This is a genomic window from Ancylomarina sp. YFZ004 (assembly GCF_054254355.1).
In genome coordinates this window covers 145348-159082 of sequence record NZ_JBTCHQ010000007.1, presented here as the reverse complement: position 1 = coordinate 159082, position 13735 = coordinate 145348, and the positions used below count along the sequence as shown (strand labels likewise).

The following is a 13735-nucleotide window of genomic DNA, read 5'->3' as shown; positions in this document are numbered from 1 at the left end:
TTATTTATACTGTTTATCAACCTCTGCAATTAACGAACTTAGATCTTTTACACCTAGAATGATTAAAGGTGCAGAAAATATTGCTCCAGATATACTATCAATATCTTTATCTATTTTAAAAGACTCTCCTTTGCTTTTTCCTATAAATTGTTTCAAGCAAGAACTATACATGATTTCGCACCCATAAATTGATCGGTAAACAAGGACTACGACTTTCTTAATAAGTAAGTCTGTATCAAATATCACCATATAATCGAAGTAATCATTTTTCCCATTTGAAGAAGTAAAGCAAACATACCCTAATTCTGATTCCACTGTTTTTAAAAGCGAAACATCCACATCTCTCAACTCAACTCAACTCAACTCAACTCAACTCAACTCAACTCAACTCAACTCAACTCAACCACCTTTTTGGGTGAGAAGTTCCACCAAAGTCTTATCAACTTTCTATAAACAGAATGTTAGAAATCGGATATAAATAACAAGGCTGCTTTTATAGTGCAAAAAACACATCGCGAACAGAAAGCAAGTGATATTTCAGTCATAACAAAACGCTTAATCTCATTAAACACCATACTATACAGAACTATTCTTATTGATTTCACAAGCTATTTCATATAGAAAATCATATCTTTAGTCGGCATAAAAACATGCATCATCATCATGATGTTTTTTACGCATGACTTTACCAATTAACCATATCCCAAGACTCATATATGTCTAAATTAACCACACCCATATTCCTCATTTTTTTCCTCTGTTCAGCCAGCTTTGGTTTTTCAACAGAAGATAAAACACATGATTCCATATCGAATTATCTAAAAACCCAATTCTATAAATACCAAGAAACAGATATTGATTCATGCTCCTACTTTGCCCAAAAACTTATAAAACACTATCATAAAAATTTAAACGATAGTCTTGTAATTACATCACAACAAAATCTAGGCTTTGCATACCAATTACATTTCAAATTAGACTCATCATTACAGCAGTACGAAGAAGCCTTACAACTTGCTAGGACAACAAATAGTCCCTATTTAATAGTCCGATCACATTTATTCATTGCGAATAACTACAAACATCGTTCTCAATTATTCAAATCTGAAAAGCAATATAAAATTGCTTTAAACCTATCTAAAAGTAACAAGCTTCGAAAATATGAAGCTATTTCTTATATCGACTTAGGGAATATTTATTCAGACTTAGGAAACTACTCTAAAGCATTAGATGTGTATTTAAAAGCTAATAACATTGTAGAAGCTTTTAACCTGAAAGATCTTAAATTCAGCACTCTTTTAAATATAACTAATACGTATGCCTATAAAAAACAATGGGATATATCTATAATAAAATTAAATGACTTACTAAAATCCACTAAAGATAGCCAAGCCCAAACTGCAATAATATACAATAATTTAGGTACAGCCTATGAAGAAAAAAAGGAATATCAAAAATCACTTGACTATTACCTTAAGGCTCTCGAAATCAATAAAAAATCGCAAACTCAGCGCAGTACAAGCTTAGGTCGAAACTATCACAATCTGGGATCAGTGCACTACTCCTTAGCCAATTACAATCTAGCAATAGAATATTTAGAGAAGTCTTTAGATATTGCTAAAAAAAGAAAGTCAAAAATAGATTATATTTACAACTATGAGTTTCTAGCAAAGGTTTATACAAAGCTTAAACAATTCAACAAAGCAAGCATCTTTCTTTCAGATGCGATTACCCTTGCAAAAGAGATCAAGATGAAAGATAAAGAACTCAATTTGGTCAAATTTAAAACTGAGTATTATTTTGCAACAGGAGATTTAAAGCTTGCAGAAAAAGCTTTCTTCGAATATGACTCTCTACGAGATCTCTTTATAAAAAACGAAAAATCAGAGAACATTATTCAAATGCAGACTCTGTATGAAACAGACAAAAAAGAAAAAGAAAACGACCTACTAAAAGCTCAAAATCAATTATCACAACTTAATCTTGATAAAGAAATTCAAAGAAAAAATCAATTCATTATAGGCTTTGGAATTTCTATTGTGATACTCATTATTATCATCTTCCTTTTGCGAAGAATGTCTGGAGCTCACAAGACAATTAAGGAATTTAACATTAAACTGGAAGAATCAAATGAGAAACTAAGATTAATCAATAGCACCAAAGATAAATTCTTTTCAATTATTGCACATGATTTACGCTCACCTTTGGGAGCTATTCTCAGCTTCTCAAATTTGATAGACGATGAATGCTCTTCATCTAAAGAGATAGAAACTGTTGCAGAATACAATACCTATTTAAACCAATCTTCACGTAATTTGAATTCATTACTTGAAAATCTATTGCAATGGTCTAAATCTCAGCTAGGAAGTATAAAATACGAAGCTATCATTTTTAACCTTTCAGAAGTGATTGAGGAAAATATAAAAATTCAGAGACTTAAAGCGAAAGAAAAGTCCATAGAGATAATCTCTCATGTAGATAAAAACATGCATGTTAATGCAGATATAAACATGATTAATACAGTCATACGTAACCTACTTAGTAACGGCATTAAATTTTCATTTGCGAATTCAGAGATTAATCTCTATGCTAAAGTTGATGGCAAGATGCTTCAATTATCAGTTCAGGATAAAGGCATTGGGATTAGTCAAGCGCAACAAGACAAACTCTTTAAAATTGATAGCAATCTGTCGACATTAGGAACTAATAATGAAACGGGAACGGGTTTGGGCTTGATTCTTTGTAAAGAGTTCGTGGAAACAAACGGAGGAAGCATTTGGATAGAGAGTGAAGAAAAGAAGGGTGCAAATTTCACGTTTACAATCCCTTTGCAAAATTCTTAATTCGATTCTTCTTGTTTAACAATTTCAGCAATCAACAAACTTAAATCTTTTACAACTAGAGTAATTGAAGGTGCAGAAAGTGTTGCACCTGATATACTATAAATATCTTTATCTATTTGTAAAGACTCTCCTCTGCTTTTTTCTATAAATTGTTTCAATCAAGATCGAGACATGATTTCGCCCCCATAAGTTGATCTGTAAACAAGCACAACAATTTTCTTAATAAGCAAGTATATATCGAATATCAACATATAATCGAGGTAATCATTTTTCCCTTTTGAAAAAGCAAAACAAACATACCCTAATTCTGAATCCGATATTTTAAAAGAGAAACCTTAACATTCTTCACCGATGTATATGATATACATAAAGGTATCCGAAACATCCATATCCATCAAACCATCGATCTTTCAGGGGGAAATCTCACCAAAATCACATCTTTTTTTTTTGAATTGATTTTGAAAAATCAAATAAATACACAAAGCCTTGTCAAAAACGACAAGGCTTTATCTGTACATAAGACACATCGAGAACAAAAAAAAACAGTGACTTACTATAGTCATCACAAATGCTTTATCCTTTTAAACATCAGATAATTTATAAGCATCTCTATTGATCATACATTTTATTTTACATAGAAATGACTACCTTTATTAAGAATTAAATTAATGTGTACCTATATTCCAAGACTAATACATGTCTAAAACAACTATAATTAGATCTCTATTTTACTTATTATCATTTAGTTGGCCCTTTAATTCTATGGCTCAGCAAAAGGATTCTATTTCTATATATCTTCAAGAACAATTCAATATATATGAATATACAAATATTGATTCTAGTGTTTACTATGCTCATCAGCTTATAAAGCACTACAGCAACATTTCAGAAGATAGCTTGCTGTTGAGTACACAACAAAACTTAGGACAAGTTTACAAGAATAATAGTCAAATTGATTCTTCAAATCACTACTATAATTTAACGTTTAAAAATCTTAAAATAAGTAAATACCCATTCTTAAGAGCTCGTTATCATTTATTAACAGGTGACAACTATCTTCACTTATCTAAATTTGATGAAGCTATAAAAGCATACGAGACCTCCTTTGACGTATCCAACAGATATCATTTTTATAAATATGCAACCAATTCTTTAGTAGAAATAGGATATATATACACATATCAAGGAATCTATAAGAAAGCTTTAGAGGCATTCTTAAAATCTGATTCAATCATTGATGCAAACAATTTTAAAGATCTAAAATCGGGTTCTTTGTTACATATCTCAAACATATACCTACACAACAAGCAATGGGATATGGCTATTTGTATGTTGAGAAAGTCAGAAACTTTAGCTATTAAAGAAAATGATATTGAAGGATTATATGTAGTCTACAATAATTTAGGAACAATACATGAGTCTAAATACCAGAATAAAAAAGCTCTCTCTTATTATGCTAAAGCCTTAGAATACCGAAAAAAAAGTGGCGACAAAAAAGATTTTGCGGATATATACCACAACCTTGGATCTGTAAATTATGAGCTCACGAATTATAATGTAGCCATAGATTTTTTAAATAAATCATTAGAAATAGCTATAGCAAATAATACGAAAATTGATTTCATATACAACTACGAATATCTAGCAAGAGTTTATTCAAAACTAAAGGATTTTGAAAAATCAGATGATTATCTCAATAAAGCTATAAATATTGCAAACGAACTCAATTTAACTGATAAGAAAGTTGAATTAGCTAAATTTAAAACTGAATACCATTTTCTTAAAGGAGAATTTGATTTAGCTCAAAAAGCCTTCAAAAAGTATGATTCATTAAAAGAAGCATTCATTAGCAAGGAAAAATCTGAAAGAATCATTCAGATGGAGACGCTGTACGAAATAGACAAAAAAGAAAAAGAAAACGACTTGCTAAAAGCTCAAAATCAATTATCACAGCTTAATCTTGAAAAAGAAATCCAAAGAAAAAACCAACTCTTTATATGCTTTGGAATTTCAATTGTGTTACTCATTTTTATCATCGCCCTTATGCGTCGAATGTCTGGAGCGAACAAGACAATTAAAGATTTTAATATTAAACTGGAAGAATCAAATAAAAAACTTAGATTAATCAATAGCACCAAAGATAAATTCTTTTCAATTATTGCACACGATTTACGATCCCCACTAGGAGCGATTCTTAGCTTTTCAAATTTGATAGACGACGAATGCTCTTCATCAAAAGAAATAGAAACTGTTGCAGAATATAATAGCTATTTAAACCAATCTGCACGTAATTTGAATTCGCTCCTTGAAAACCTATTGCAATGGTCAAAATCTCAACTTGGTAGCATTAAACACCTAGCTATAGATTTCAACCTATCTGAGGTGATTGAGGAAAATATAGAAATTCAAAGACTTAAAGCGAAAGAAAAATCAATCGAGATTAGCTTTCATATTGAACAAGACATTCGTGTTTATGCTGATATCAACATGACAAATACAGTTATTCGCAACTTACTTAGTAACGCCATCAAATTTTCATATCCTAAATCAGAAATTAATCTCTTTGCTAAAATTGATGGTAAGATGCTTCAATTATCTGTTCAAGATAATGGCATTGGTATTAGTCAAGCTCAACAAGATAAACTCTTTAAGATTGAAAGTAATACATCAACCCTAGGTACAAATAATGAAACAGGTACGGGATTAGGCTTAATTCTTTGTAAAGAGTTCGTGGAGACAAACGGAGGAAGCATTTGGATAGATAGTGAAGAAAAGAAGGGTGCAAATTTCACGTTTACAATCCCTTTACAAAATTCTTAATTCGACTCATGCTGCTTAATAATATCAGCGATCAACAAACTTAAATCTTTTACACCAAGAGTGATTGAAGGTGCAGAAAGTGTTGCGCCTGATATACTATCAATATCTTTATCTATTTGTAAAGATTCTCCTCTACTCTTTCCTATAAATTGTTTCAACCAAGAACGAGACATGATTTCCCCTCCATAAGTTGATCGATAAACAAGGACAACAACCTTCTTAATAAGCAGGTCAGTATCGAATATCACCATATAATCGAAGTAATCATTTTTCCCTTTTGAAGAAGCAAAACAAACATATCCCAATTCTGATTCCGCTGTTTTTAAAATCGAAACCTTAACATTTTTCACCGATGTATATGATGAGGTCAAAGTATCCGAAACATCCATATCTCTTAACTCAACAAGCTTTTTTGGGAAAAGTTTCACCAAAGTCTTATCAATTTTTTTTTGAATTGATTTAGGAAAATCGGCAGCATTAAGCAAGAGACTGAAAGTCAGCAAACAAATTAAAATAGCAGTCTTTCTCATAAATAAAGTTTAAAATAGAGATTGCGAAGCACATGGAAAACCACCTACTTCGCAATCAAAGATTATGATATCTTAGTTAATATTCTTTTAGAACCAAACACCAACTCCAAAGTTTACGAAGTGAGTTTTAACATCATTACCATCTTTTGAGTTCTGATAGTCAAATTTAACAACAGCACCCTTTGCTAAATGGTAACTTAAACCTACGAATAAGTCTTGACGATCATATGCTTTGTTAGCCGTTTCACCTGAAACCATTTTGTGTTGCGTATTGTAGTTTTCGTAACGTACAAATGGGATTAAAGATTGCTCTTTACCGTGAAGTAAATCATAACCAGCTTCAACATAGTAACCCATCATTTGCTTACCTAAATCAGAACCATCAGATACTTTATTATACTCATCAACATTATTTAAGAAAGAGTGGATATACTGACCTTTCAAACGCAATGCATCAAGTCTGTAGCGGAAATCCAGACCGATCATACTAATACCAACACGAGTTGAATCGGCAAAATTTTCAGCAATGCTATCATCTTTATCTAATCCATCGAAAGCAGATGACTGAGTCTTACCAAAGTAAGCAGAAAGACCTAAATTTAAACCTTTAACGCCATAGTAATCAACTTTTGCGGATAATGAAGGAGAAGTGAAAGTTGACTCAGCACCCTTCTGACGACCTTTACGTACGCCATCCTTAGCTCTAAGTTTACTTGATCCGTCATAACCATTGAAACCATTCATGATATACATTTGGTATTTCAAAGGCGCATTAGCTAATCGACCATTAACACCGAAACCAATCTCTCTCCATGTAGTTGGAACAATATACTTATCAACACTTGGACGCTCAACACCATTGAAAGTTGTTGGCTCGTGATATTCGTTTACAATACCCATTGGCACCAACATTAAACCTGCACGTAAACTTGTGTTTGGTCTTACATTGTAATTTATGAAAGCCTGCTCTACGTAAACTTCTTTTACGTGTTCAAACTCAAGCTCAGTAACGAATGAGGTCTTATCATTAAACTGATATCCAAAGAACATCACCATACGGTGAACATCCATATTACCATTATAACGGGTTTGTCCACTCACTTGCTGATTGTAGTGAATCTCGCCGTAACCGCCAATAGTTAACTTTTCATCTTTAACTCTTTCTAAAATCGTTGTACCAATACTTTTGTACTCATCCTTTACTTCTTGTGCTTTCAATCCGAAAGCAAAAGCAACAGCCATCAATAACAATAATCCTTTTTTCATTTTTTTATGTAGTTTAGATATATTCCTTTTTTTTAAACAAAAATTAAGCTTTGTTTGACGCTGCTAAACTAGATCTAATCTTAATAAGAGGAAATACCTACATGTAGGTATTTTTCTTGAACATCCCGAAATCACGGCCTACACATATTGAATAATCCATATATTTTTATACTTTCGTTCTTACAAACAGAATTTTAAAAGCCATGGATATCACACTCTATATAAAACAGTTTCTTATCGATTTCATTCAAATTCTTAATGAAATGTCACCCTATCTGCTCTTAGGTTTTCTATTTGCAGGTATTTTAAAAGTTGCCATTCCCCAGAAATTCATCGATAAGTATATGGGACAACAGAATAGTCGCTCCGTACTGAATGCCTCTCTTTTAGGGATCCCCATGCCTTTATGTTCTTGTGGTGTTATTCCGACTGGTATCTCCTTTTATAAAAGTGGAGCAAGTAAAGGCTCATCTGTCTCTTTTCTAATCTCAACACCTCAAACTGGAGTTGATTCAATATTAGTGACCTATTCCCTTCTTGGACTTCCATTTGCTATTATACGCCCTATTATCGCTTTAGTTACAGGCTATGTGGGTGGCATGTTGGCAAATCGCTACGATAAAAAGGATAATGGACTTGAAAAAAACACTCCAATTGAGACTGCCAGCTGCGATACAAATTGCGCTACCGGTTCAGATCAAGATTGTGGCTGTGAAGACTCTTGTGATACGAAAACAGACACAAAGCATTCTAAAATTTACAGCATGTTCAAGTATGCCTTTGTCGATTTCCTTCAGGATATTTCGAAATGGTTGGTTATCGGTTTGTTGCTTGCGGCACTTATTTCGGTAGCCCTTCCGGATGATTTCTTTGCAAGCTATGTCGGGAATGATTTTATTGGCATGCTTATTATTCTAGTTGCTTCAATTCCTCTTTATATCTGTGCAACCTCATCGGTACCTGTTGCAGCCGTATTATTAATGAAAGGCGTTTCACCTGGTGCGGCACTTGTCTTTTTAATGGCTGGCCCAGCAACAAATGCTGCTACCATCACGGTTTTAAACAAAGTTTTGGGAAAGAAAACGACATTCGCTTATCTAATTTCTATCATATTAGGAGCTCTTGTTTTCGGTTTATTGATTGATTATAGCCTACCAAGAGAATGGTTTACTTTAAAAGGCCTGCATTCCCATATGGGCGCACACGAAGGACACTTTTCCTTACCACTTTGGTTACAATGGGGAAGTAGTATTTCTCTTACCCTATTAATCATTAATGGATACATACAGAAGATGCTCTTAAAACGCAAGAATCTATCTTTAAGCGAAACAAAAGAGAAAACAGAAGACTATTTACTCGCCGTATTAGGTATGAGTTGTAATCACTGTAAAAACTCGGTAGAAAAACATATTGGAGCTCTAAAAAATATCGACTTAGCAGAAGTTAACCTAGAACAAAAACGACTTCATATTTCTGGTAAAAAAATCAAATTAGAAACGATTCAAAAAGAACTTGAGAGCTTAGGTTTCGAATATGGCGGTGAGCTTTAGAAAATAATTATTTCATTTTTAGATATTAAAAAAGGCAGCCTAACTGGCTGCCTTTTCGTTTCTAACCTAAACTTGAAGAAGTATAAATCTACTTATTCCATCCCCCACCTAATGCTTTATAAAGTTCAACAGTCGAATTCAATTGCTTGAACTTAGAATTTATCAAGTTGATTTCTGAAGAAAGGGCATTACTTCTGGCTGTTAATACTTCCAAATAGGTTGTATTACCATAAGCATTAATCAATAATTCTTCGGAGTAACTAACAGCATCACTTAAAGCTTTCAATTCCTGTTTTCTAATCTCATAACGTTCTTGTTCAGTCTTATAACTGTAAAGCGCATCTGACACTTCTTTGCTTGCATTCAACAAGGCTTTTTTGAAACTATACTTAGCCTCAGCCTGTCTTGCTTTTGCAACTTCATACTTTGTTCGAATACTTCTTTTATTGAATAAAGGTTGTGCTAAATTCCCGATTATATTACTAAAAATAGAACTGGTACTAAACCAATCTTCGAACTTAATACTTTCAAGACCTACAGTGGCATTAACACTCAAACTAGGATAAAAGTTACTTTTCGCAACATTGGTTAATTCGAAAGCATTTTTAAGCCCTAATTCAGCTGCCATCACATCAGGACGGTTGCTAAATAACTGAACAGGAAAACCCATTTTCAATTCCATACTAATTTGCTGTTCATCAAGCTTGCCTCTGTCAACTTCACCAACAGCTCTACCTAGTAATAATGAAATCGTATTCTCAAGTAAGGCAACATTCTGTTCAAAGTCCAACAGCAAGATTTGAGTACTATAAAGCTGTGCTTCAGTTTGCTTAACTGCAGCTTCGGTTACCCGTCCAGCCTCCTTTAGACTTTTCATTGTTTCAAGACTTTCCTTACGATTGGTAACAGTTCTTTGAGCCACTTCAACCTGAGCATCTAGCGCTAATAGCTGATAATAGGCAGAAGCCATATTGGCGACTAATGCACTTTCTACAGCTCTTCTAGAAGCCTCTGATTGTAAGTAGGCAGCCTGAGAAGCTCTTCGACTACTTCTAATCTTGCCCCAGATATCAGCCTCCCAAGAAATGCTTCCATTCAACTGGTAATTCTCATAATTTGGTCCATTACCTCCAGCAGCAATTCCAGAAGCACTATTATCTGATGCTTCATAATTACCTCCATTTGCACTTAAATTCACAGATGGTAGATAGCCCATCTTTCCTTGTTTAAAATAAGCCTCAGCAGCATTTACTCGCTCCACTGCCATTAATAAATCAAGGTTCGAATCCAGTGCTTCCACCACTAGATTCTTTAATTGTGTATCGGTAAATAAACTCTCCCAAGGCATACTAGCCAAAGTCGCCGAGTCTGATGTGGCTACATTTCTGTACTGATCCTGAATTTCGACTTCAGGTTGTTGATATTTTTTGGCTACAAAACAAGATTGTAAACTTGTTGAGGCTAAAGCCAAAAATATGATTCCGTATATTATTCTTTTTGTGTTCATTTATGTCTAGGATTATTGAACGCTTGTCAGTTCTGTTTCTTCATTTTTTTTTGCTTCTTCCATTTTTGGTGCTCCACTTATTTTCTCTTGAATAGTTTGGAAAATAACGAAGAATACAGGAATAACGAATACACCAAATACAGTACCAATTAACATACCTCCAACGGCTCCCGTACCAATAGAACGGTTCCCTACGGCACCAGCGCCTGTTGATAACATCAATGGCATTAGGCCTAGAATAAAAGCGAATGAAGTCATTAAGATCGGACGTAATCGCGCCTTGGCTCCTTCAATAGCAGCCAGTGCTTTTGTCATACCTTCACGTCGACGCTGAAGGGCAAACTCCACAATCAGAATCGCATTTTTCGCCAATAAACCAATCAACATGATTAGTGCTACCTGGAAATAGATATTGTTATCTAAACCAACCAAATTGATAAATAAAATACTTCCGAAAATCCCGATAGGCAATGACAAGATGATAGAAAAAGGAAGAATATAAGATTCATACTGAGCTGACAGAAGGAAATACACAAAAATCAAACTCAAAGCAAAAACAAGAATCGCTTTATTACCAGCTTTCTGTTCCTCACGAGTCATTCCTGAAAATTCATAACCATAGCTAGCAGGCAATACTTCTGCAGCCACTTCCTCAATAGCCTGAATGGCATCTCCCGTACTGTAACCTGGATTTACATTACCATTTACAGTCGCCGAATTAAACAGGTTAAAACGACTAACCACATCAGGTCCATTGACCTTGCTCAATTGCACAAACTGACTAACAGAAACCAATTCGCCTTTACCATTTTTAATGAAGATATTATCAAGCGATTCAGCAGTAGCTCTATCCTCAGGATCTGCCTGAATCATAACTCGATACTGTTTCCCGAATCGGTTAAAATCTGCTGCATACCAACTGCCATAATAACCTTGCAGAGTCATAAATAATCCGTTAACTGAAATACCTGCCTCTTTCACTTTCTCAACATTCACATCCATTTCGTACTGAGGAAATCCTGTATTGAAAGAAGTAATAGCATACTTGATTTCCGGTCGCTGATTCAATGCCATCAAAAACTTATTGGTATTGTTCATCAATCCATCAAAACTTCCATTGGTTTTGTCTTGCAATTGCATTTCAAATCCATCCGAATTACCAAATCCTCTTACCGTAGGTGGTGTAAAGAATAAGATACGAGCCTCAGAAATACCTGCCGTTTTACCAAACAATTGTCCGACCACAGCATTAACCTTCTGATGATCTTCCTTACGCTGAGCCCAGGGTTTTAACTTAATTACTGCAAAAGCCTTTGATCCACCTCGGGTGCCACTCAGCAAACTAAAGCCATTCACAAACATACGAGTATCAACAATATCCATTTCCTTGATAATAGCATCAACTTTATCAGCCACTTCAGCCGTACGATCAAGTGTTGATCCTGGAGGTAAGGTAATGTCACAAAAAATCATCCCTTGATCCTCGTTGGGAATAAAACCTGTTTGAGTGGTTTTAAACATCCAACCTGCCAACACAACAAACACAACAAGTATTAGACCTGACAACCATTTTTTATTGATTAAGAACCGAACCGAATTTGTATATCTGTCAGTCACTGCGTCAAAACCCGTATTGAATGAGGTATAAAAACGACTCTTTAATCCCTTTTTGTGAGCATCACTAGGATTATGCGGTTTCAGTAAAAGAGCACAAAGAGCAGGACTCAAAGTCAAGGCATTAATAGCCGAAATAACAATAGCTACAGCAAGAGTTAAAGCAAACTGCTGATAGAAAGCACCCGTTGGACCTTCAAGAAAGGAAACAGGTACAAATACCGCCGCCATAACAAGCGTAATGGAGATAATCGCTCCAGTGATTTCGTTCATGGCAGAAAGGGTCGCTTTCTTCCCACTCGTGGCACCTGCATCGAGCTTGGCGTGTACAGCCTCAACCACCACAATAGCATCATCGACTACAATACCAATGGCCAAAACCAAAGCAAATAGAGTCAGCATATTGATAGAAAATCCGAATAATTGCAAGCAAAAGAACGTACCAATAATAGAAACGGGTACAGCAATTGCAGGAATTAGAGTCGATCGGAAATCTTGAAGAAATAAGAAAACCACCAAGAACACAAGGAGAAATGCCTCAATTAAAGTCATGACAACATGATCGATGGAAGCATCTAAAAATTCATTGGTATTAAAAGGGATAACATACTTAATCCCCGGAGGAAAATCATTAGATGACTCTTCAAGCACTTTCTCAATCTCTTTCACAATTTCTTGCGCATTCGATCCTGCAGTTTGATAAACCGCCATAGCAACAGAAGGATAACCCGCCGTTTTATTTTGAATGGAGTAATTAAAGGCACCCAATTCAACTTTTGCCACATCCTTTAATCGCAAAAAGTTGTTATTGCCTTCTGATCGCAATATGATATCTTCATATTCAGACACTTCAGAAAACTTCCCTTTGTAACGTATTACATATTCGAATGACTGGGATGAATTCTCACCAAACTTGCCAGGTGCAGCCTCAATGTTTTGCTCATTCAAAGCATTCACAATATCCTGAGGAGACAAACCGTAAACAGCCATCTTTTCAGGCTTCAACCAAATCCTCATTGAATAATCGCGAGAACCAAATACATTGGCATCACCAACACCATTGATACGTTTGATCAATGGAATCATATTGATACGGGCATAATTCTCAACAAAAGTCGCATCGAAATCTTCATTCTCCGAATACAGAGAAAAGAACATCAACACACCATTCTGAACCTTCTCGGTTGTAAGTCCAGCCTTGATTACCTGTGATGGCAATTTGCTATTGACCGTGGCTACACGATTCTGAACTTTTACTGCAGCAATATCAGCATCAGTACCTAATTCGAAATAAACATTGATAGTTGCAGCTCCTGAATTACTTGAACTCGACGACATATAAGTCATGCCTTCTACCCCATTCACAGCCTCTTCGATTGGTACAACTACCGATTTTAATACGGTTTCAGCATTGGCACCAGGATAAGATGTCGAAATTTTCACCGTTGGAGGTGCAATTTCAGGGAATTGCTGAACAGGTAGAGAGGTTAAACCAAGTACGCCCAGAATTACAATTAATATGGAAATAACAGTCGAGAGTACCGGCCGTTCTATAAATTTTTGAAACATGATATACTTTTAGAATAATAATTATCAATTGATAAT

General features: G+C 34.7%; 9 protein-coding genes. 3 read left to right on the top strand and 6 right to left on the bottom strand.

Annotated features, from left to right (window positions below; all coding sequences use genetic code 11):
- Window positions 1-315, bottom strand: coding sequence for a hypothetical protein (locus ACXR6G_RS12780; RefSeq protein ID WP_458361822.1), 315 nt, complete (start codon window positions 313-315; stop codon window positions 1-3).
- Between the two features lie 401 nt (window positions 316-716).
- Here ACXR6G_RS12780 and ACXR6G_RS12775 point away from each other — a divergent pair, with 401 nt between their 5' ends.
- Entirely contained in the window at window positions 717-2843 is a 2127-nt protein-coding gene (locus tag ACXR6G_RS12775) for a tetratricopeptide repeat-containing sensor histidine kinase (RefSeq protein WP_458361821.1), read from the top strand.
- Here the strand turns inward: ACXR6G_RS12775 and ACXR6G_RS12770 are convergent.
- Entirely contained in the window at window positions 2840-3001 is a 162-nt protein-coding gene (locus ACXR6G_RS12770) for a hypothetical protein (RefSeq protein WP_458361820.1), read from the bottom strand. The two genes, ACXR6G_RS12775 and ACXR6G_RS12770, sit on opposite strands and share 4 nt — an antisense overlap.
- Before the next feature lie 604 nt (window positions 3002-3605).
- Here ACXR6G_RS12770 and ACXR6G_RS12765 point away from each other — a divergent pair.
- Complete coding sequence (locus tag ACXR6G_RS12765; protein WP_458361819.1) at window positions 3606-5663, top strand: tetratricopeptide repeat protein; 2058 nt, start codon at window positions 3606-3608, stop codon at window positions 5661-5663.
- Here ACXR6G_RS12765 and ACXR6G_RS12760 read toward each other — a convergent pair.
- Both ACXR6G_RS12760 and ACXR6G_RS12755 read right to left on the bottom strand, forming a co-directional pair.
- The gene (locus ACXR6G_RS12760) at window positions 5660-6193 is read right to left on the bottom strand and encodes an FMN-binding protein (protein ID WP_458361818.1); all 534 of its coding nucleotides are present in this window, start codon (window positions 6191-6193) and stop codon (window positions 5660-5662) included. The two genes, ACXR6G_RS12765 and ACXR6G_RS12760, sit on opposite strands and share 4 nt — an antisense overlap.
- An 87-nt stretch (window positions 6194-6280) precedes the next feature.
- Complete coding sequence (locus tag ACXR6G_RS12755) at window positions 6281-7459, bottom strand: hypothetical protein (RefSeq protein WP_458361817.1); 1179 nt, start codon at window positions 7457-7459, stop codon at window positions 6281-6283.
- 203 nt (window positions 7460-7662) lie between these two features.
- Between ACXR6G_RS12755 and ACXR6G_RS12750 the strand changes: the two genes are divergently transcribed.
- Complete coding sequence (locus ACXR6G_RS12750) at window positions 7663-9009, top strand: SO_0444 family Cu/Zn efflux transporter (RefSeq protein WP_458361816.1); 1347 nt, start codon at window positions 7663-7665, stop codon at window positions 9007-9009.
- An 88-nt stretch (window positions 9010-9097) separates the two neighbouring features.
- Here the strand turns inward: ACXR6G_RS12750 and ACXR6G_RS12745 are convergent, their stop codons facing one another.
- Both ACXR6G_RS12745 and ACXR6G_RS12740 read right to left on the bottom strand, forming a co-directional pair.
- Entirely contained in the window at window positions 9098-10516 is a 1419-nt protein-coding gene (locus tag ACXR6G_RS12745) for an efflux transporter outer membrane subunit (RefSeq protein ID WP_458361815.1), read from the bottom strand.
- A 12-nt stretch (window positions 10517-10528) separates the two neighbouring features.
- Window positions 10529-13699, bottom strand: coding sequence for an efflux RND transporter permease subunit (locus ACXR6G_RS12740; protein WP_458361814.1), 3171 nt, complete (start codon window positions 13697-13699; stop codon window positions 10529-10531).
- Window positions 13700-13735: the final 36 nt, after the last annotated feature.

Bases quoted from the DNA above. Each gene is read 5' to 3' on its own strand.
- ACXR6G_RS12775 (WP_458361821.1), top strand. From the start codon at position 717: ATGTCTAAATTAACCACACCCATATTCCTCATTTTTTTCCTCTGTTCA.
- ACXR6G_RS12765 (WP_458361819.1), top strand. From the start codon at position 3,606: ATGGCTCAGCAAAAGGATTCTATTTCTATATATCTTCAAGAACAATTC.
- ACXR6G_RS12760 (WP_458361818.1), bottom strand. From the start codon at position 6,193: ATGAGAAAGACTGCTATTTTAATTTGTTTGCTGACTTTCAGTCTCTTG.
- ACXR6G_RS12755 (WP_458361817.1), bottom strand. From the start codon at position 7,459: ATGAAAAAAGGATTATTGTTATTGATGGCTGTTGCTTTTGCTTTCGGA.
- ACXR6G_RS12750 (WP_458361816.1), top strand. From the start codon at position 7,663: ATGGATATCACACTCTATATAAAACAGTTTCTTATCGATTTCATTCAA.
- ACXR6G_RS12745 (WP_458361815.1), bottom strand. From the start codon at position 10,516: ATGAACACAAAAAGAATAATATACGGAATCATATTTTTGGCTTTAGCC.
- ACXR6G_RS12740 (WP_458361814.1), bottom strand. From the start codon at position 13,699: ATGTTTCAAAAATTTATAGAACGGCCGGTACTCTCGACTGTTATTTCC.